Below are 20,217 nucleotides of genomic sequence, written 5' to 3'. Positions count from 1 at the left end.
TGGTACCGGCGCGCCGCTGCCTCAACCGCCCAGCGCCGCAGCAAGCGCCGCGCCGGCCTCGTCCTCGACCTTCAACGCAGCCAGCTCATCCGCCCGCGTGCGCCCGCGATTGAGGATCGCCAGCGGGATTCCCGCTTCCGCCGCCATCCGCGCGAAGCGGAAGCCCGAATACACCATCAGCGACGAACCCACGACCAGCATCGCGTCGGAAGCCTTCAAGGCATCGCCGGCCTGCACGGCGCGTTCGCGCGGCACGTTTTCACCAAAGAACACGACGTCCGGTTTCAGCATGCCGCCGCAAATTTCGCAGGCCGGCACGTGGAAGCGGGTGAAGTCCAGGCCGTCCAGGTCCGCGTCGCCGTCGGGCGCCGTGGTGGCTTCCAGCCCGGCCCAGTCGGGGTTCGCATCGGCCAGCCGCGTTTGCAGGTCGGCGCGCGCGGAATGCGAGCGGCACGACAGGCAGACCACGCCGTCCAGCCGGCCGTGCAGGTCGATCACGCCTTGGCTGCCGGCGCGCTGGTGCAGGCCGTCGACGTTCTGCGTGAGCAGCGCGGAGATGCCGCCGCGCGCACCCCAATCGGCCAAGGCGTGGTGCACCGCGTTCGGTTGCGCTTCGTCGATGCGCGGCCAGCCGATGAAGCTGCGCGCCCAGTAACGCGCGTTCACGCGCGCATCGCCGGTGAAGGCCTGGTAGGTGACGGGCGGCGTGCGCTTCCACTGGCCGTCGGCATCGCGGTAATCGGGAATGCCGGAACGGGTGCTGCAACCGGCGCCGGTGAGCACGAACACGCGTCGGAACGGCGCCAGCCAGGCGCGCAGGCGCTCGGCGGCCGGGGACGGGGCAGGGGCAGGGGAGTTGGCGAGGGCGGACATGACCCCATCTTAGGTATGCACCGAATGCCGCGTCGCAAGGGGCTGCGGCAAGATGAACGAAGGCGGCCCCGGCGCCTGCGGAAGAGGGACAAGACCCCCGTTTTGCGTTCCCCAATGAACAGTCGCGATAAACGCGCGCGACGTGCCCCATCCTCGTCTCACGGAATGAGACACCGCCCCATCACCATCCTCCGATGCCCCTGAGCGCCTTCCATCCCGCCGTCTCGGCCTGGTTCGCCAAGGCCTTCCCCGCGCCCACGGCGGCGCAGGTGCAGGCATGGCCGGCGATCCGCAGCGGCCGCAACACGCTGGTCGCCGCGCCCACGGGCTCGGGCAAGACGCTCACCGCGTTCATGACCGCGATCGACACGCTCGTCCGTCAGGGCCTGGAGCATGCCGGCGGCGATGCCCTGTTCGACGCCCCCGCGGGCCTGCCGGACGAAACCTCCGTCGTCTACATCTCGCCATTGAAGGCGCTGTCGAACGACATCCGCATCAACCTGGAAGCCCCGCTGGCCGGCATCCGCGAGGAACTGGCCGCGATGGGCCTGCCGGACGTGGACATCCGCACCGCCGTGCGCACCGGCGACACCCCGCAGGCCGAGCGCGCCGCCAACCGCCGCAAGCCGCCGCACATCCTCGTCACGACGCCCGAATCGCTGTACGTGCTGCTGGGCTCCGAGTCCGGCCGCGCGATGCTGGCAACCGTGCGCACGGTCATCGTCGATGAAATCCACGCCGTCGCCGCAAGCAAACGCGGCAGCCACCTGACGCTCTCGCTGGAGCGCATGGAAGCGCTGTGCGGGCGCAGGCTCACGCGCGTGGGCCTGTCGGCGACGCAGAAGCCGATCGAAGAGGTCGCGCGATTCCTCGTCGGTTCCGCCGCCGTCGCCAGCGACGGCACGCCCGACTGCGAGATCGTCGACATCGGCTACACCCGCAAGCGCGATCTCGCCCTGGAACTGCCGCCCACGCCGCTCAGCGCGGTGATGTCGAGCGACCAGTGGGAGCAGGTCTACACGCGCGTGGCCGAACTGGTCGAGCAGCACCGCACCACGCTGGTCTTCGTGAACACGCGCCGCATGGCCGAGCGCGCCGCGCACCACCTGGGCGAGAAGCTCGGCAAGGACGCGGTGGCCGCGCACCACGGCAGCCTGTCGAAAGAGCTGCGCCTGGACGCGGAGCAGCGGCTCAAGCGCGGCGAACTGCGCGTGCTGGTCGCCACCGCATCGCTGGAGCTGGGCATCGACATCGGCGACGTGGACCTGGTGTGCCAGCTCGGTTCGCCGCGTTCGATCGCCGCCTTCCTGCAACGCGTGGGGCGTTCCGGCCATGCCGTCGGCGGTACGCCGAAGGGTCGGTTGTTCCCGCAGACACGCGACGAACTGATCGAATGCGCGGCGTTGCTCGACAGCGTGCAGCGCGGCGAACTCGACGCGCTGGTCATGCCAGACGCGCCGCTGGACGTGCTGGCGCAGCAGATCGTCGCCGAGGCCGCCTGCCGCGAGTGGGACGAGGACGCGCTGTTCGACTGGGTCCGCCGCGCATGGCCGTATGCGCAGCTCAAGCGCGAGGATTTCAACGCCATCGTGCGCATGCTCGCCGACGGCTTCACCACGCGGCGCGGCATCCGCGCCGGCTATCTGCATCGCGATGCGGTCAATCGCGTCGTGCGCGGCCGCAAGGGCGGACGCACCACCGCGCTGATGTCGGGCGGCACGATTCCGGATACGGCCGATTACTCGGTCGTCATGGAACCGGAGTCGGTGTTCATCGGCACGGTGAACGAGGACTTCGCCGTCGAAAGCATGGCCGGCGACATCTTCCAGCTCGGCAACGCCAGCTACCGCATCCTGCGCGTGGAGCCCGGCAAGGTGCGCGTGGAAGACGCGCAGGGCCAGCCGCCGAGCATTCCGTTCTGGCTGGGCGAAGCGCCGGGCCGGACGGATGAGTTGTCCTTCGCGGTATCGCGCCTGCGCGAGGAGGTCACCGCGCGCGTGGCGCCGATGCTGGCGTCATCGCCGATGCAGGACGACCCCATCGAGGCAACCCCGGAGGAGGAGCAGGCGCGTGCGCAGCACCTGGCGCACATCGAAGGCAGCGGCGCCTTCGCCTGGCTCACCGACGAGGTGAAGCTCATTCCCGAAGCCGCGCGACAGATCATCGAGTACCTTGCCAGCACCGCCGCCGCACTCGGCGCGATGCCGACGCAGAACACGCTCGTGCTGGAGCGCTTCTTCGACGAGTCCGGCGGCACGCAGCTCATCATCCACACGCCCTACGGCAGCCGCATCAACCGCGCCTGGGGCCTGGCGCTGCGCAAGCGCTTCTGCCGCAAGTTCAACTTCGAACTGCAGGCGGCGGCGACGGAAGACGCGATCATCCTCTCGCTGTCGACCAGCCACAGCTTCCCGCTGATCGAAGTGGCCAGCTACCTGCATTCGTCCTCCGCCGAGCACGTGCTGATCCAGGCGTTGCTCGATGCGCCGCTGTTCGGCGTGCGCTGGCGCTGGGTGGCGACCACCGCGCTGGCGCTGCCACGCTTCGTGGGCGGCAAGAAGGTGCCGCCGCAGTTGCAGCGCATGAAGTCCGAAGACCTGCTCGCCACCGTCTTCCCGGACCAGGTCGCGTGCGCGGAGAACCTCGTCGGCGAGCGCGAAGTCCCCGATCATCCGCTGGTCGCGCAGACCCTGCACGATTGCCTGCACGAAGCGATGGACCTCGACGGCTGGCTCGACGTGCTGCGTGCGATGGAGGCCGGCGAAGTGCAGGTGGTCGCGCGCGATCTCAGCGCGCCGTCGCCGTTCGCGGCAGAGATCCTCAACGCGCGGCCCTACGCCTTCCTCGATGACGCGCCTCTGGAAGAGCGCCGCACGCAGGCCGTGCAGACGCGCCGCTACACCGACGCGCAAAGCGCCGACGACCTGGGCCGCCTGGACGCAGACGCCATCGATGCCGTGCGCGAGGAATGCTGGCCGCAGGTGCGCAGCGCCGACGAGATGCACGAAGCGCTGATGGGCCTGGGCGTGGTCACGATCCGCGAAGTGCGCGAGAACGGCTGGGCCGACTGGCTGCAGCGGCTGGTCAAGGCGCACCGCGCCACGCAGCTGCAACCGCCGGCGCTCGACAAGCCCGTGGGTCAGCGCAATCCCGACGGCAACGGCCTGTGGGTCGCGGCCGAGCGGTTGCCGCAGTTGCAGGCGGTGTTCGCCGATGTCGCGATGCACCCGCCGATCGAAGCGCCTGCCGAATACGCCGCGCAGCCGTGGGATCGCGAGGATGCGCTGGTCGAACTGCTGCGCTCGCGCCTGACGGGACTTGGGCCGCTGCCGGCGCAGGTGATCGCGGACGACCTGTCGCTGACGAAGGCCGATGTCGAGCTGGCGCTGCTGCGCCTGCAGAACGAAGGCTACGTGATGCAGGGCCGCTTCACGCCCGGCATCGGCGTGGACGAATGGTGCGAGCGGCACCTTCTGGCGCGCATCCATCGCTATACGCTCAAGCGCCTGCGCCGCGAGATCGAACCGGTCGCGCCGCGCGACTTCATGCGCTTCCTGTTCGACTGGCAGCGCGTGGCGCCCTTGGCGCGCGTCAACGGACCGGAGGCGCTGGCCGGCGTGCTTGCGCAGATGGAAGGCTTCGAAGCACCGGCCGCCGCGTGGGAAAGCGAGCTGCTGCCCGCGCGCGTGAACGACTATTCGATCACCTGGCTCGACGACCTGTGCACCGCGGGCCGCACGCTGTGGACGCGTCTGCGCGCCGGCACTGCCGACAGCACGAACACGCGTGGCAGCACGCCGGTGCGCGCCACGCCGGTCGTGTTGCTGCCGCGCCGCGATGCCGGCGTGTGGACACGGCTCGCGCCGCCGCCCGCGGCCGACGAGGCCTTGTCTTCGCGCGCGCAGAAGGTGGTCGACTACCTCGGCGAGCACGGCGCTTCGTTCTTCGATGAACTGGTCATCGGCGCGCACCTGCTGCGAACCGAACTGGAGGACGTGCTGGCCGAACTCGTCGCGCGCGGCCGTGTGCATTGCGACAGCTACGCCGGATTGCGCGCCTTGCTGGTGCCCGCGTCGAAGCGCCCGAGTGCGAACCCGGGCCGACGCCGTCGCGCGGCGTTGTTCGGCATCGAGGATGCGGGCCGCTGGGCGCTGATCCGCCGCAACGCATCGGGCGATGCAGCGCGCACGCCGGAGGATGTCGAACACGTCGCGCGCACCTTGCTGCGCCGCTACGGCGTGGTGTGCTGGCGCCTGCTCGAACGCGAAGCGCCGTGGCTGCCGGCGTGGCGCGATCTGGTGCGCGTCTACCACCGGCTCGAAGCGCGCGGCGAGATTCGCGGTGGTCGCTTCATCTCGGGCCTGTCGGGCGAGCAGTTCGCGCTGCCGGAGGCGATCGGCCTGATGCGCCAGGTGCGCCAGCGCGCACACGACGGGGCGATGGTGGTCGTCTCGGCGGTGGATCCGCTCAATCTCGTCGGAACCGTCGTGTCCGGCGAAAAGGTGCCGCGGCTGGCGGGGGCGCGCGTCCTGTATCGCGACGGCGTGCCGCTGGCGACGCTGGTGTCGGGCGAGGTGAACCTGCTCGCCGAACTGCCCAACGACGAGGAAGCCACGGTCCGCCGCGTGCTGTTGCGCGAACCGGAGCGTTCGATCGCTGGCTTCGCCGCGCCGGTCACGCTGCCGTCGCTGGCGCCGGTGGTGCGTACGACGCATTGAGCTGGCGCGCAGGTTCCGGGCCGACAGCTGGGGAGCAGTCCCTCGTTCTGGCAACAGCCCGTCATTCCGGCGAAGGCCGGGACCCAGGCCATCTCGTCATCCGCCCCAATGCCGTCATCCCCGCGAAGGCGGGGATCCATGCATGCGAGCCTGCACGGCCTTCGAAGGACGTGACGCGCCCGACCGTTGGATTCCCGCCTTCGCGAGAATGTCCGCTGTGCTTGGCGGGCGGGAAGTAGCGACGTCGTCACGCACTTTGCCGCGCCGATGCAAGACCATTCGCCTGACGCACCACCGTCAACGTCACGCAATCTTGAACGACGAGCATGACGCGGCCGGTTGCACGGGGGAGCCGGCGTCCCCTGAACGCAAGGAGCGCACCATGCATACGTTGTTGTCCGGGCGCCTGGCCCGTGTCGCCGCCGTCACCGTCACCTTGTTTGCCTGCTGCATCGCCACGCCCACCGCTTTCGCCGATGATGCGGCGATGACCCATGACCGCCACCGTCCGTCGGACCCACCCGGCCGCCAGGGCTTGATCGTCATCGCCCACCGCGGCGCCAGCGGCTACCGGCCCGAACACACGCTGGAGGCCTATCGCCTGGCGATCCGCCAGGGTGCGGATTTCATCGAGCCCGATCTGGTCGCCACGAAGGACGGCGTGCTGGTGGCGCGTCACGAGAACGAAATCTCCGGCACCACCGACGTCGCCTCGCATCCGCAGTTCGCCAATCGCCGCGCGACCAAGACCATCGACGGCGTGACGATGACCGGCTGGTTCACCGAGGACTTCACGCTCGCCGAGCTGAAGACGCTGCGTGCGAAGGAGCGGATCCCGGCGATACGCCCGGGCAACACGCGCTTCGACGGGCTGTATGCGATTCCCACACTGGCCGAAGTCATCGCATTGGTGAAGCGCGAAAGCCGCAACGGACGTCGCATCGGCATCTATCCGGAAACCAAGCATCCAACGTACTTCGCGCGTGAAGGTCGGCGTCTGGACGGCACGCCGATCCACACCTCGCTCGGCGCGAAGCTGGTGGAGACGCTGGTCGCCGAAGGCTTCACCGACCCGCGTCGCATCTACGTGCAGAGCTTCGAGTTCGAGAACCTGATCGAGCTGAAGACGAAACTGATGCCGGCGGCGGGCATCGACCTGCCGCTGGTGCAGCTCTACGACGACTTCGTCAGTGCAACGCCCTACGACGTGGCTTACAACGTGGCCCACGGCGCCGATCTCGCGGCGCTCTACGGCGGCCTCGCGCAGCAGGTGCCGGGCGGATTGAATGCCGCCACGCGTTACGGTGCGTTCGCGAACGAAGCCGTGCTCGCATGGATGAAGGCGAACTACGCCAGCGGCGTCGGCCCGTGGAAGGGCAGTCTGTTGCCGCGCACGACGTTGGCCGCGCCGGTGGACGCCGACGGCGACGGCAAGGCGGAACTGACGGGGCAGGGCACGGGGATCGTCCATCCGATGCTGGGCTGGGCGTTGAAGGCAGGGCTGCAGGTGCATCCGTATACCTTGCGCGCGGAGGAAACCTACCTCGCGCAGACGCCGGGTGGCGTGCCGCAGTCGGTCGTTGCCGAAGCGTTGCAGTTGTATGGGCTCGGCGCGCAGGGGTTCTTCATCGACCAGCCAGATCAGGGCGTGCTCGCGCGGGAGATTTTTCTTGAGGTGAATGGGGTTCGGGGAAGGTGAGCAACGCCCCACCGTGACCCGGAGTGGGACGACGCCAGCCTGTCACCGTTCGTCCTGAGCGTAGCGAAGCGAAGTCGAAGGATGGACGGGCTGGGCGCTGCGGCCCGCTCACACTTCGACTTCGCGGCTGCGCCGCTACGCTCAGGGCGAACGGCGGCAGGTGGCAGTGCCAGGTGGCAATGGCGGGTCGATGCGACAGCCATAAAAAAACCGCCCGGTTTCCCGGGCGGCCTTTCGTTTCACGCGAGCTTCGAAGCGCTTACTTCTTCGAAGCCGCCTTGCCCGTCGGCTGCGCAGCGGCCGGAGCGGCGGTCAGGCCGCGCTTCTCCAGCAGCGGCTCGATCTTCGGATCGTGGCCGGCGAAGTTGCGGAACAGCTGCAGCGCATCCGTGCTGCCGCCCTGCGAGAGCAGCGACTGGCGGAAGTGGTCGCCGTTCTTGCGGGTCAGGCCGCCGTTCTCCTTGAACCACTGCACCGAGTTGGCGTCGAGCACTTCCGACCAGATGTAGGCGTAGTAGCCGGCCGCGTAGCCGCCCATGATGTGGCTGAAGTACGGCGTCTTGTAACGCGGCGGCACCGCGTAGAAGTCCACGCCGTCCTTCTTCAGCGCGGTGGCTTCGAAGCCCATCACGCCGTTGGCGGCCGGCAGCTGGCCTTCGGTGGCCTGGTGCCAGTTCTGGTCGAGCATCGCCGCGCCGAGGTACTCGGTCGTCGCGAAGCCCTGGTTGAATTTCGAGCTGGCCAGCACCTTGTCCAGCAGTTCCTTCGGCATCGGCGCGCCGGTCTGGTAGTGCTTGGCGTAGTTGGCCAGGATCGACGGCCAGTCGGCCCACATCTCGTTGACCTGCGAGGGGTACTCGACGAAGTCGCGCGGGACGCTGGTGCCGCTGAAGTAGGGGTACTCGACGTTCGAGAACATGCCGTGCAGCGCATGGCCGAACTCGTGGAACGCGGTAGTCACTTCATCCCAGGTCAGCAGCGTCGGCTTGCCGTCGCTGGGCTTGGGAACGTTGAGGTGGTTGGCCACGACCGGCTTGAAGCCCATCAGTCCCGACTGGTCGACGTAGGAGTTCATCCACGCACCGCCGCGCTTGGACGCACGCGCATACGGGTCGAAGATGAAGATCGCCAGCTGCGAACCGTCCTCGTTGAACACGTCGTACACCCAGGTGTCCGGGTGGTACTTCGGAAGGTCGGTGCGCTCCTTGAACTTCAGGCCGTACAGCTGGCCGGCGGCGAAGAACACGCCGTTCTCCAGCACGTTCTTCATCTCGAAGTACGGCTTGAGCTGCGACTCGTCGAAGCTGTACTTCTGCTGGCGAACCTTCTCGGTGTAGAACGACCAGTCCCACGGCTCCAGCTTGAACGTCGGCTGGCCCTTGGCCTTCTGCTCGGCGTCGATCATCGCCTGCAGGTCGGCGGCTTCGCGCTTGGCGTTGGCCACGGCCGGCGGGGCGAGCTGGCCGAGCATCGCGTTGACGGCCTGCGGCGTCTTGGCGGTTTCGTCTTCCAGCACGTAGGCGGCGTAGTTCGGGTAGCCCATCATCTTCGCGCGCTCGGCGCGCAGTTTGGTGACCTGGGCGACGATGCCGGTGTTGTCGAACTCGTTGCCGCGCGCGCCACGGGCGACCGACGCCTTGTGGATGCGCTCGCGCAGGGCGCGGTTGGTCAGCGAGGACTCCGGCGGCTGGCCGGTGGTGTTGAGCAGGGCGATGACGTACTTGCCCTCGAGCTTGCGCGCCTTGGCCGCTTCGGCGGCGGCGGCGATCTGCTCGTCGGACAGGCCGTCGAGTTCTTCCTTCGTGTCCACCACGACGGCGGAGGCATTCACTTCGGCCAGCACGTTCTGGCTGAACTTGGTGCCCAGCGCGGCCAGCTGCGAGTTGATCTGCTTGAGCTTGGTCTTGTCGGCGTCGGACAGGTTGGCGCCGGCGCGGACGAAGTCGGTGTAGTAGCGCTCGATCAGGCGCACGCCCTGCGCGTCCAGGCCCAGCGAGTCGCGCGTGTCGTACAGCGCCTTCACGCGGGCGAACAGCTTGCCGTTGAGGTTGATCGCGTCGCGGTGCGCGGAGAACTTCGGCGCGTAGTCGCCCTGCAGCTTCTCGCGCGCGGGATTGGTGTCGGTGCCGACCAGGTTGTAGAACACCGCCGTCGCGCGGCTCAGCGTGCGGCCGGACTTCTCCATCGCGATGATGGTGTTGTCGAAGGTCGGCTTGGCGGTGTTGTTGGCGATCACGTCGATCTCCTTCAACTGCTCGGCCATGCCGGCGTCGAAGGCGGGGGCGAAATCGGTGTCCTTGATCTTGTCGAACTGCGGGTAGTGCAGGGACAGCGGGCTATCGGCGAAGAACGGGTTCGCGGCTTGCGCACTCACGGCGGTGTCTGCCTTGGGGGTTTTGGCATAGGTGGGGGCGGTTGCGGCCAAAGCCACGGCCAACGCCAGGGCGAGAGGGTGCTTCATGGGTACGGAAACCTCGTCAAAGGGAGCCCGAAGCCTACCCGAAGGGCCTCGGGCGGACCCATGACGAAAGGCATGGGGAGATGAACGGCCTGTACGGGCACAGGCTGGCTACACTCCGGGAACACCGGACCGCCGGTCCGGGCCACACCGGGACACAGATGGACATGAACACGACTACTCGCCAGACGCGGGCGCGCGCCGCGCTGGCCGGATCGCTGGCCCTGGGGCTGCTGGCCCTCGCACCGCATGCTTTGGCGGCGGAGACGCTGCGCTATGTCGCCCTGGTGGACGGGGGCAAGCAGGCCGGCCATCAGATCGTGACCCGTGAGGCCGACGGCACGACCAAGGTCGATTTCATCTTCAAGGACAACGGCCGCGGGCCGGAGCTGAAGGAGGCGTTCACTCTCGCGCCCGACGGCACGTACCAGACCTATCAGGTGCAGGGCACGTCCACCTTCGGCGCGAAGATCAACGAGAGTTTCCGCCGCGACGGCGATCAGGCGCAGTGGAAGTCCACCTCCGACCAGGGCACGCAGACGGTCACGGGCACGGCGCTCTACCAGCCGCTGGGCGGTTCACCGGCGAGCTTCTCGGTCGCCTTCAACGCGCTCTCGCAGCGGCCGGACGGCAAGCTGCCGATGATCCCCAGCGGCACGCTCACCTCGCGCAAGGTGGAACAGACGCAGGTGCAGTGCGGGACCCAGACGCGCGACGTGCAACTGGTGGCGATGACCGGCGTCGGTCTGGTGCCGACGTTCGCCTGGGCGACGACCGGGGAGAACCCGCGCCTGTTCGCCTACATCTATCCGGGCTTCCTGCAGCTGATCGAGGACGGCTGCCAGGCCGCCGCGAACGATCTGGAAACGCGCCAGAAGAAGGCCGAAGGCCAGGCGCTGGTCGAACTGGCCCAGCGCCTGGGTCATCCGCTCGCGGGCACCACGCTGATCCGCAATGCGCGTGTGTTCGACAGCGAGAAGGCCACGCTCGGCGCCGCCAGCGACGTGCTGGTGAAGGACGGGAAGATCGTCTCCATCATTCCCGCCTCGAAGAAGGCTGCGGCCGCCGACCACGTCATCGACGCCAACGGCAAGGTGCTGCTGCCGGGCCTGTTCGACATGCACGGCCATGTCGGCCGCTGGGACGGTGGGCTCAACCTCGCCGCCGGCGTCACCACCGTGCGCGACATGGGCAACGACAACGCCACGCTCCAGCAGATGATGGGCGAGATCAAGGACGGCACGCTGATGTCGCCGGATGTCGTGCCGGCCGGTTTCATCGAAGGCGAGAGCAAGTTCTCCGCGCGCAACGGCTTCGTGGTCAAGAACCTGGACGACGCGAAGAAGGCGGTGGACTGGTATGCGGCGCACCACTATCCGCAGATCAAGATCTACAACTCGTTCCCCAAGGACATCCTCAAGGACACCGTCGCCTACGCGCATTCCAAGGGCATGCGGGTGAGCGGCCACGTGCCGGCGTTCCTGCGCGCGCAGGACGTGGTGGACGACGGCTTCGACGAGATCCAGCACATCAATCAGCTGATGCTGAACTTCTTCGTCGACGACAAGACCGACACGCGCACGCTGGCGCGCTTCTACCTGCCCGCCGACAAGACCGACGGCCTGGACCTGGACAGCAAGCCGGTGCAGGACTTCATCCAGACGCTGGCAGCTAAGCAGGTGGTGATCGACCCGACGCTGGCGACGTTCGAGTTCCTGCACCAGCGCGAGGGCGAGATGTCGCCGATCGTGGCCGACGTCGCCGACCACCTGCCGCCGGACGTGCAGCGCGGTCGCCGCGCGGCGGAGATGAACATCCCCGACGACGCCACGGCGGCGAAGTACAACCGCTCGTACGCGAAGATGGTCGAGTTCGTCGGTCGCGCCTACAAGGCCGGCGTGCCGATGGTGGCGGGCACCGACGAGATGGTTGGCTTCACCCTGCAGCGCGAGCTGGAGCTGTATGTCCAGGCCGGCCTGACGCCGGCGCAGGCACTGCAGGTCGCGACCTGGAACGGCGCCAAGTACAGCCGCACGCTGGCCGAGCGGGGCTCGATCACGCCGGGCAAGCGTTCGGACCTGGTGCTGATCGACGGCGATCCGACGAAGAACATCGCCGATATCCGCAAGGTGGCGCTGGTGCTGAAGGGCGACACGGCTTACTACCCGGCGGAGATCCATGAGGCGCTGGGGATCAAGCCGTTCGCGCCGGCGGTGAAGGTGGGCCGCTAGGCCTGCGGCGACCGGCCAAGGAGGGCCGGGCAGGGCGATCCGGAGCCCAGGCGCATCGCCATGGACGGCGGTGGTGCCTGTCGAGCACGCCAGCCGCGTAGCCCGGGTAAGCGCAGCGCACCCGGGAACGCGACCTCCGGGAATGCGACCGCACCCCGGGTGCGCTGCGCTTACCCGGGCTACGATGCTGGCGTGCTCCCCTCAACCGCCCTTCGGGCACCTTCTTCCGCATGGGGAGAAGGCAAGGAACGGACAGCGCCAAATACGGCCCGGTACGGGCCTTTAACACTCTGGTAACATTCGCCCGTCATGTCGAGCTGCCATGGCGCGGGACCGGGTCCGCGCCGAGGCCGTCAAGGGACGGTCTGACCCTTTGCATCGCCGCATCGCATGTCGGAGAGGGGCATCGATGCGTCGGCCTTCGAACCCTTGGCGCCGTCTATCGCCTGGCGCCACCCATCGAGACCGTTTCCATGCCTTCCATGCCGCAAGCTTCGCGCAAGCTTCCCCGCCACGCCCTGACCGTCGCCATCGCACTGATGCTGCCGGGCCAGGCCGCCTTCGCGCAGGATGCGCAGCCCACGACGACCGGATCCTCCGCCACCACGCTGGACACCGTGCAGGTGACCGCGCAGCGCCGGGTCGAGAACCTGCAGGACGTGCCGGTTTCGGTCAGCACGATCAACGCGCAGGAGCTGGATGTCCTGGGCTCCGGCGGCACCGACGTGCGCTTCCTGTCCGGCCGCGTGCCGAGCCTGAACATCGAATCCTCGTTCGGCCGCGCGTTCCCGCGCTTCTACATCCGCGGCTACGGCAACACGGACTTCCGCCTCAATACCTCGCAGCCGGTGTCGCTGGTGTACGACGACGTCGTGCAGGAAAACCCGATCCTGAAGGGCTTCCCGGTGTTCGACCTGGACCGCGTGGAAGTGCTGCGCGGCCCGCAGGGTTCGCTGTTCGGCCGTAACAGCCCGGCGGGCGTGGTGAAGTTCGAGTCGGCGCGTCCGGCGCAGGAGTTCAGCGGCTACGGCAAGCTCGGCGTCGGCACCGACAACATGGTGAACTTCGAAGGCGCCGTCGGCGGCGGCATCAGCGAGAACTGGTCGGCGCGCGCCTCGGCGTTGTTCCAGCGTCGCGACGACTGGGTCACCAACGATTTCGACGGCCCCAATGACGGCTTCGAAGGCTACGACGAGTCCGCGGCCCGCGTGCAGGCCCTGTACGACGGCGGCGACTGGGACCTGCTGCTCAACGTCCACGCGCGCCACCTCAACGGCACCGCGCGCCTGTTCCGCGCCAACATCATCAAGCCGGGCACCAACGACCTGGTCGACGGCTTCGACGAGGACAGCGTCACCCTCGACGGCCTCAACCATTCCGAGCTGGACAGCAAGGGTGCCAGCGCGCGCCTGAGCTGGAACCTCAGCGACACCTACACGCTGTATGCGATCACCGGCTACGAGTCGGTGGAAACCTACAGCCGCGGCGACATCGACGGCGGCTACGGCGCCGTGTTCCTGCCGCCGGGCCTGTCCGGTCCGGGCGTGATTCCGTTCGCCTCGGAAACGGCCGACGGCATTCCGAGCCACGCGCAGTACACGCAGGAATTCCGCATCGAGTCCAACACCGGCACTGCCTGGAACTGGCAGGGCGGCGTGTTCTATTTCAACGAAGACTACGACGTCGAAAGCTTCAGCTACGACTCCCTGGCCGGCGGTACGCCGGACGGCTACCAGCGCATTCGCCAGACCAACGATTCGTGGGCGGTGTTCGGTGCCGCGACGTGGCAGGCCACCGACGCGCTCGAACTGCGCGCCGGCGCGCGCTACACCTGGGACGAGAAGGAACTGACCGTCGAGGAATACTGGAACACCGGCTTCGTGCCGTGCGTCCTGCTGGGCAAGTGCACGCTGGAGCAGCTGGCGGCGCAGGAGCCCGACGGCGATCTGTCGGCCTCGCCGAAGGACAAGAAGTTCAGCTGGGACCTCGCGGCGACGTACGAGATCAACGACGACGTGAACCTCTACGCGCGCGTCGCCACCGGCTATCGCGGCAGCAGCATCCAGTCCGCCGGCGCGTTCAACGCCAAGTCCGTCGCCACGCCGGAAACCTCGACCTCCTACGAGTTCGGCGTGAAGGCCGACCTGTGGGGCAACCGCGCGCGCATCAACGCGAACGTCTTCTACTACGAGGTCGACGACCAGCAGCTCACCGCCGTCGGCGGCGCGCAGGGCAACGCGAACATCCTGCTCAATGCCGCCGAAACCCGTGGCCAGGGCTTCGAAATGGATTTCCAGGCCTACGTGACCGACAACGTGCTGGTGACGCTGGGCAGCAGCTACAACGACACGGAAATCAAGGATCCGAACCTGATCGTGGCCACCTGCGCGAACAGCATCAATCCGGCGCGTCCGAACTGCACCGTGACCGATCCGACCACGTTCAACCCCGTCACCGGCTCGTTCAGCGCCAACATCAACGGCAATGCCCTGCCGCAGGCGCCGAAGTGGACGCATAACCTGACCGCGCGTTGGGGCATCCCGATGAACGACGGCAACGAGTTCTACGTCTTCACCGACTGGGTGTACCGCAGCGACGTGAACTTCTTCCTGTACGACTCGGTGGAATTCACCGGCAAGTCGCTGACCGAAGGCGGCCTGCGCGTGGGCTACAGCTGGGACTACGGCAAGTACGACCTGGCGCTGTTCGGCCGCAACATCACCGACGAAGTGCAGGTGGTGGGCGCGATCGACTTCAACAACCTCACCGGCATGATCAACGAGCCGCGCACGCTGGGCATGGAGTTCCGCGCTTCGTTCTGATGGTTGCCTGTTCCAACGCATGAGCGACGACGCCGGGCTTGTCCCGGCGTTGTTGTTTGTGCGGTGGGCATCGTGGTCGCGGTTTCGATGCCGTCGTGGCAGCAAATCCGAAGCCGTCATCGAGACGAATCCACACCGTCATCCCGGCGAAGGCCGGGACCCAGGCCCGTATCGCAGGTTCTTGAGGCAACGCCGCCGCCCTTCGGAAGGTGAATTGGCCTGGGTCCCGGCCTTCGCCGGGATGACGGCTCCGGCGCGCGCGGGTCGTTCACCGGTCCGCGCTATCCTTCCTTGAACCCGTCACCGGAGCACCGCCATGACCACCGCCTACGACTTCACCGCCACCGACATCGACGGCGCACCGCGTCCCTTGGACGAGTTCAAAGGCAAGGCGCTGCTGATCGTCAACGTCGCCTCCAAGTGCGGTTTCACCCCGCAGTACACGGGCCTGGAGAAGCTGCAGCGCGACTACGCCGATCGCGGCTTCGACGTGCTGGGTTTCCCCTGCGACCAGTTCGGCCACCAGGAGCCGGGCGATGAAGCGGAGATCAAGAACTTCTGCTCGCTCACCTACGACGTGACCTTCCCGATGTTCGCCAAGATCGACGTCAACGGCGACGCCGCGCATCCGCTGTGGAAGTGGTTGAAGGACGAGAAGGGCGGGTTCCTCGGCATCGACGGCATCAAGTGGAATTTCACCAAGTTCCTGGTCGGCCGAGACGGCCGCGTGCTCAAGCGCTATGCGCCCACCGACAAGCCGGAATCGATCGCGAAGGATATCGAGGCCGCGCTGAGCTGAGCCGACCGCCGAGCCCGCCATGACGCACGACACTTCCTCCGAGTCGTCGCTGCAGGTCGAGGTCGCGCCGCATGCGCTGGGCTTGCGCGTGGACGTCCATGGTGCGGAAACCCTGGGCAATGCCATCGCATATTGGCATGTGATCCTTCGCGCGGCGCATGAGACGGGAGCCAGTGCGGTGCTGCTTGTCGACGAGTTGCATGGAGGGCCGCTGTCGGAAGCGCAATGGCTTGAGCTGGTCGTGCGCACAGATCCGGAGCAGATGCGCCGCCTGAAGATCGCACACGTGAAGCCTCGCGGCTTGCAGGAAGTGGAGTATTGCGAACTCTACGCGCGCGCCCACGGGATCGATGCGCGCGTGTTCGTTGACGTGGTCGCCGCTCAGAGGTGGTTGCGCGAAGGCAGCGACTGATCCCGACGCACGATCGTCACGTCGCGCTGGGATTTCACGTGGGCTGACGACCGGCGATCGTCGTGTCGCTGGCCGGTCACCGGAAAGGCCGGCGTTGGCACCGTCGGAGGTATCCGATGGGCAGGGACGTGAATTCGGGGCGGGGATGGTCGCGAGGCTGCGTACAGCGCATGGCGGCGGGAGAGCGCTCATGCCACCGCATCATGAACTGGATGGCTGGACTGACCCTGGCCTGCCAGCTCGGCCTATCCTCGGCCGCGCCTGCGCCTGGTGAGCCTGCATCCGCATCCGCACCTGCACTCGTGTCACCCCCGAGCAACCCGTACTTCATCACCACGCCGCAGTTGCAGAACGCGCTCACACCCCTGCGCCATCTGCCGCCCGATGGCGAGGTCGTGCTGCACGCGTCGGTGGTCACGGTGCCCGACCCGGTCGAAACGACGATGGGCAAATCGTTCGACATGGCCGTGGCGGCGGTGCTGAGTGCCTACCAGGCAAAGGGTTACGAGTTGGACGGTTTCGCCTTCTCGTGGGAACCGAGGAAGCCCGATGCTCTGCCCACTGCAGGCGTGCAGGGGACCGCCAGCTACGATGGCAAGCATCGTGGCATGCCCAGCCTGCTTCTGTTCCGAAAGGATGTGTGGCGGGAACACGGAAAACCGGGTGCCGAGGCAGCGCGTGGTCGCGAACTGGCCCTGGGCGCCGCCGACGTCGCGTACGACCTGGTCTATCTGGTCGGCGACTCGCCAAGCTACGGGGTCCAGCCGCGTGCGTTCGCGGTGGCTGCCCAGTGCGCGCTGCTGTTCAACGACGTCAGGGCGACGGTGAGTGCGTTGTCGCCCGCGGAGCCCTGCAACCGGCGACCATCGCCAGGCAGCAAGACCTTGAACGTGATCGGGCCTTCCTTTTCCGGTTCGATGCAGTCGCTGGCGGTCGCCATAGGCCGGCTCGGCTGTGGGGGCGAAACGTGCGACGGCTCGGGGCGGCCGGGCGATCTCAAAGTGAACCTGATCAGTCCCACGGCGTCGGTGTCGACCAATCAGTGGATCGTTCAACATGGCTTTGTCCACGGCATCAAGGTGGAGTACGGCTCACTGGCCTGGACGCTCGACAGGCAGATGCAGTCGCTCACCCGATACCTGTGCGACAACGACCTGCTGCACGAGCGCAGGATCGTGTTTCTGGCAGAGGAATCCACCTTCGGACGAGGGGCCCGGGACCTTGCGAACCGACTGGACGACGACCCTCCGCGTTGCCCGGGCAAGGGAAGCCTTAGGTTCCAGGTCAAACCGTTCTCGCCGAACATCTCGTCCATACGTGCCGAGCACTCGCGTCTGCGCAAGGCGGAACTGGCGGCGCGCCAGCAGGCGACGGGTAGTTCGGGACGGTTGCTGGAACTGGACATGGCCAGCACGGAGGCGGGCGTCGACCGTCCGCCTCCGTACCAGCCGGCGCTGAGCTCCCGCTCTGACGAACTCATGCTGCACCGCATGTTCGATTCGATGCGGGTATGGGGAAAGCCGGATGTGGTGGTGATCGTCGCCACCGATGTGCGCGACCGCCTCTTCCTGCTCAGTGAAGTGCGCAAGGCGTTGCCGGCGGCGTTGCCGGTGATGCTGGAAATGGACTATCTCATGGTGCATCCCGACTACCGCGCGACCAGTCGTGGCGCCGTCATCGTGCCCGCGTTGGACCCCATCGTCTGCTTGCGGGACGGCGAAGTGGACGCTTGCGCACGACGGCGCGGAAGTGACCGTTCCAACCTGAAGCAACGGGGCGAGGCGCGTGACAAGGCGATGCGCATCCCGTTCTCGACCGACCACGCCGCCAACATGCTTCGCGCCGTTCACCTCATGGTCGGTTATCGCGAACGGGCCGCGGGTTATCGCGACGGCGGTCTTTCCGAATACGTCATGGGTGCGATGTGCCCCGGCGGCCCCTGCGATCCCAAGCTGTACGTGGCGACCCTGGCCGGATTCGCGAGCCTGGACGAGGAGCGCCGAAGCACCATGGTCGCCGCCGATTCGCGCATGGCGTTGCAGCGGCCCTGGTACCTGGCGATGGCGCTATTGGCGATCTTCCTTTTCGCGGCCGGTGTCTGGATGGTGCGCGGCACGCCGGGCGGGAGCGTAATGTCGAACTTCGCCGGACACCTCGTCACCGACTCGCGATGGCTCACCCGCTGGTTCCTGGCCCGCGATACGACGTCTTCGGACCGTTCGCGGCCGGCGCCCGTGGAGGACCCGGAGGCCGTGGAGTCTCTCGCGACGCTTGGACGCGCGCTGCTTTGGGGGCTGACCGTCATCGCCGGTGTGGTGGCGTTGGTCGCGGTGGTGCGTTTGGGTCAGATCGGTCGGTGGGGCGGTCTGGACGCGTCCTTCGACCTGGCCCATGGCCGCGATCTGTGGGCCGTGTACTGCCTGTGGGGTCTTTATGCCTGTTTCGCGATCGTGGGCGTGGTGCGCCTGAGCATCGCGGGACGACGCTACGAGGTGTATGGCCGGTCCCTCGACTGGCCCGATGCCGTGCAGAGCAGGCGGCCCTGGCTGATTCCGGTGGGCATCCTGCTGATCGTGGTCTTCACGTTCTACTTCACCGACACCCGGCCGGTGAGCGTGGATGCGCGCAATCCCTGGTTGTTCGCGATGCTTGCCCTGTTGTGCAGCGTGGCTTTCCTGGTGACGCTGGCTTCGCACCTGCGCCAACTCGGCCGCGTCACGCTGTGGCTGTCCAGAAGCATTCCGTCCGTCCAGGCGCGCAAGGGCATGAAGGACTGGCCCTCGCCGCAGGCCTTGCAGGAGACCATCCAGACGCCGTTCAACCTGGAGTTGCGGCGAAAGGACGTTGCGGCCCTGAAGTCGCGACCGCTGCGGGCGTGGATCCTCGAAGGGAGGCTCATCATCGACGGAAACGGCGTGTATCCACCCCATGCTTCCACGTTCGATGCGTGGCAACGTCAGCTGGTCGCCGAGCTCAAGCTGCTTGTGGTCGCCATCCGGTTCTCGGCCTGGTGCGCATTGGCCGCGCCGCTGGCGGTTCTGCTGGCGATGACGGCGTACCCGCCGATATACGAGCGCTGGCTCAGGACGATGTCGATCGGGCTGCTCCTGGCGAGCTTTGCCATCATCGTCGTTGCGGTGCTGCGCCTGGAGAAGGACCCGATGCTCGGCGCGATGTTCACCCGGCATGGCGATGACCTCAGCTTCGGCGGCGCGTTGCGGGCCCTATGGCCGAAGTTCCTGGCGATGGGCGCGGTGCTGCTCCCGCTGGTGCTGCCGGACGTATGGACCGCGCTCCACACCCTGGTGCGATCGATCAACTCGCTTGGTTGAAGACCCACGTAGTCCTCACTTCTTCACGAACGCCCGCTCGAACACGTAATGCCCCGGCGTGCCGATGCGCGGTGCGGCGGTGAATCCGCGGCCGTCGAGGATCGTGCGGAAGTCGGCGAGCATCTGCGGGCTGCCGCAGATCATCGCGCGGTCGTGCTCGGGATCCAGCGATGGAAGGCCCAGGTGTTCCATCATCCGGCCGCTGTCGAACAGCTCGGTGAGGCGGCCGCGCTGGTCGCGACCGTCGAACTCGAACGCCTCGCGCGTCACCGCCGGGTAGTACTTGAGCTTGGCGGCGATCTGCTCGCCGAGGAACTCGTGGTGCGGCAACTCGTTGAGGAAGTAATCCCGGTAAGCCAGGTCCTGCGCATTGCGCACGCCGTGCGTGAGGATGACGTTGTCGAAACGCTCGTACGTTTCCGGATCCTTGATCACCGCCAGCCACGGCGCCAGTCCCGTGCCGGTGCCCAGCAGGTACAGGTTGCGGCCCGGATGCAGGTCGTGGATCAGCAACGTGCCCGTGGGCTTGCGGCCGATCAGGATCTGATCGCCGGGCTGGATCGACTTCAGGCGCGAGGTCAGCGGGCCGTTCGGCACCTTGATGCTGAAGAACTCCAGCTGCTCTTCCCAGTTCGCGCTGGCGATGGAATACGCACGCAGCAAGGGCTTGTGCGAACCGTCGGGCTGTTCGACCTGCAGGCCGATCATGACGAACTGGCCGTTCTCGAAACGGAAGCCGTCATCGCGGGTGGTGGTGAAGCTGAAGTAGTCGTCCGTCCAGTGACGGACATCCAGCACCGTCTCGGTGCCAAACGCGGAGGACATCGGGGGAGTGGGGCAGCGGCGGAATCGGGCGCCATTGTAGCCCAGGGG

10 protein-coding genes are annotated in these 20,217 nt (G+C 67.3%); 7 read left to right on the top strand and 3 right to left on the bottom strand.

Annotated features, from left to right (window positions below; genetic code table 11):
* Positions 1–21 precede the first annotated feature (21 nt).
* On the bottom strand, positions 22–873 hold the full coding sequence (locus tag JI752_RS00830) for an NAD-dependent protein deacetylase (protein ID WP_216958050.1): 852 nt from the start codon (positions 871–873) through the stop codon (positions 22–24).
* 194 nt (positions 874–1,067) lie between these two features.
* Between JI752_RS00830 and JI752_RS00825 the strand changes: the two genes are divergently transcribed.
* Together JI752_RS00825 and JI752_RS00820 are read left to right on the top strand one after the other, a co-directional pair.
* Entirely contained in the window at positions 1,068–5,591 is a 4,524-nt protein-coding gene (locus JI752_RS00825; RefSeq protein ID WP_216958049.1) for a DEAD/DEAH box helicase, read from the top strand.
* 382 nt (positions 5,592–5,973) lie between these two features.
* On the top strand, positions 5,974–7,290 hold the full coding sequence (locus JI752_RS00820) for a glycerophosphodiester phosphodiesterase family protein (protein WP_216958048.1): 1,317 nt from the start codon (positions 5,974–5,976) through the stop codon (positions 7,288–7,290).
* Positions 7,291–7,549: 259 nt separating this feature from the next.
* On the opposite strand, the gene JI752_RS00815 is transcribed toward JI752_RS00820, so the two are convergent.
* A complete protein-coding gene (locus JI752_RS00815) occupies positions 7,550–9,751 on the bottom strand; it encodes a M3 family metallopeptidase (RefSeq protein ID WP_216958047.1) in 2,202 nt (733 codons plus the stop codon).
* A gap of 164 nt (positions 9,752–9,915) precedes the next feature.
* Here JI752_RS00815 and JI752_RS00810 point away from each other — a divergent pair, with 164 nt between their 5' ends.
* From JI752_RS00810 to JI752_RS00790, 5 genes are all read left to right on the top strand, one after another.
* The gene (locus tag JI752_RS00810; RefSeq protein ID WP_216958046.1) at positions 9,916–11,979 is read left to right on the top strand and encodes an amidohydrolase family protein; all 2,064 of its coding nucleotides are present in this window, start codon (positions 9,916–9,918) and stop codon (positions 11,977–11,979) included.
* A 482-nt stretch (positions 11,980–12,461) separates the two neighbouring features.
* Positions 12,462–14,801 (top strand): TonB-dependent receptor, encoded by a 2,340-nt coding sequence (locus JI752_RS00805; protein ID WP_216961689.1) that lies wholly within the window; start codon positions 12,462–12,464, stop codon positions 14,799–14,801.
* 316 nt (positions 14,802–15,117) lie between these two features.
* Positions 15,118–15,600 carry a glutathione peroxidase gene (locus JI752_RS00800; RefSeq protein ID WP_216958045.1) on the top strand — a complete coding sequence of 161 codons (483 nt, stop codon included), beginning with the start codon at positions 15,118–15,120 and terminating at the stop codon, positions 15,598–15,600.
* Between the two features lie 19 nt (positions 15,601–15,619).
* On the top strand, positions 15,620–16,012 hold the full coding sequence (locus JI752_RS00795; protein WP_216958044.1) for a hypothetical protein: 393 nt from the start codon (positions 15,620–15,622) through the stop codon (positions 16,010–16,012).
* 203 nt (positions 16,013–16,215) lie between these two features.
* Positions 16,216–19,344 carry a hypothetical protein gene (locus JI752_RS00790; RefSeq protein WP_216958043.1) on the top strand — a complete coding sequence of 1,043 codons (3,129 nt, stop codon included), beginning with the start codon at positions 16,216–16,218 and terminating at the stop codon, positions 19,342–19,344.
* 15 nt (positions 19,345–19,359) lie between these two features.
* Here the strand turns inward: JI752_RS00790 and JI752_RS00785 are convergent, their stop codons facing one another.
* A complete protein-coding gene (locus tag JI752_RS00785) occupies positions 19,360–20,169 on the bottom strand; it encodes a ferredoxin--NADP reductase (RefSeq protein WP_216958042.1) in 810 nt (269 codons plus the stop codon).
* Between the last annotated feature and the right edge of the window lie 48 nt (positions 20,170–20,217).

The sequence above is a fragment of the Lysobacter sp. MMG2 genome, from assembly GCF_016735495.2.
Classification (GTDB): Bacteria; Pseudomonadota; Gammaproteobacteria; order Xanthomonadales; family Xanthomonadaceae; genus Lysobacter_J.
The sequence above is the reverse complement of the archived record's forward strand: the minus strand, read 5'-3'. Positions and strand labels throughout refer to the sequence as shown.

Coding starts and splice junctions, on each gene's coding strand:
- JI752_RS00830 (WP_216958050.1), bottom strand. CDS start 873: ATGTCCGCCCTCGCCAACTCCCCTGCCCCTGCCCCGTCCCCGGCCGCC.
- JI752_RS00825 (WP_216958049.1), top strand. CDS start 1,068: ATGCCCCTGAGCGCCTTCCATCCCGCCGTCTCGGCCTGGTTCGCCAAG.
- JI752_RS00820 (WP_216958048.1), top strand. CDS start 5,974: ATGCATACGTTGTTGTCCGGGCGCCTGGCCCGTGTCGCCGCCGTCACC.
- JI752_RS00815 (WP_216958047.1), bottom strand. CDS start 9,751: ATGAAGCACCCTCTCGCCCTGGCGTTGGCCGTGGCTTTGGCCGCAACC.
- JI752_RS00810 (WP_216958046.1), top strand. CDS start 9,916: ATGAACACGACTACTCGCCAGACGCGGGCGCGCGCCGCGCTGGCCGGA.
- JI752_RS00805 (WP_216961689.1), top strand. CDS start 12,462: ATGCCGCAAGCTTCGCGCAAGCTTCCCCGCCACGCCCTGACCGTCGCC.
- JI752_RS00800 (WP_216958045.1), top strand. CDS start 15,118: ATGACCACCGCCTACGACTTCACCGCCACCGACATCGACGGCGCACCG.
- JI752_RS00795 (WP_216958044.1), top strand. CDS start 15,620: ATGACGCACGACACTTCCTCCGAGTCGTCGCTGCAGGTCGAGGTCGCG.
- JI752_RS00790 (WP_216958043.1), top strand. CDS start 16,216: ATGAACTGGATGGCTGGACTGACCCTGGCCTGCCAGCTCGGCCTATCC.
- JI752_RS00785 (WP_216958042.1), bottom strand. CDS start 20,169: ATGTCCTCCGCGTTTGGCACCGAGACGGTGCTGGATGTCCGTCACTGG.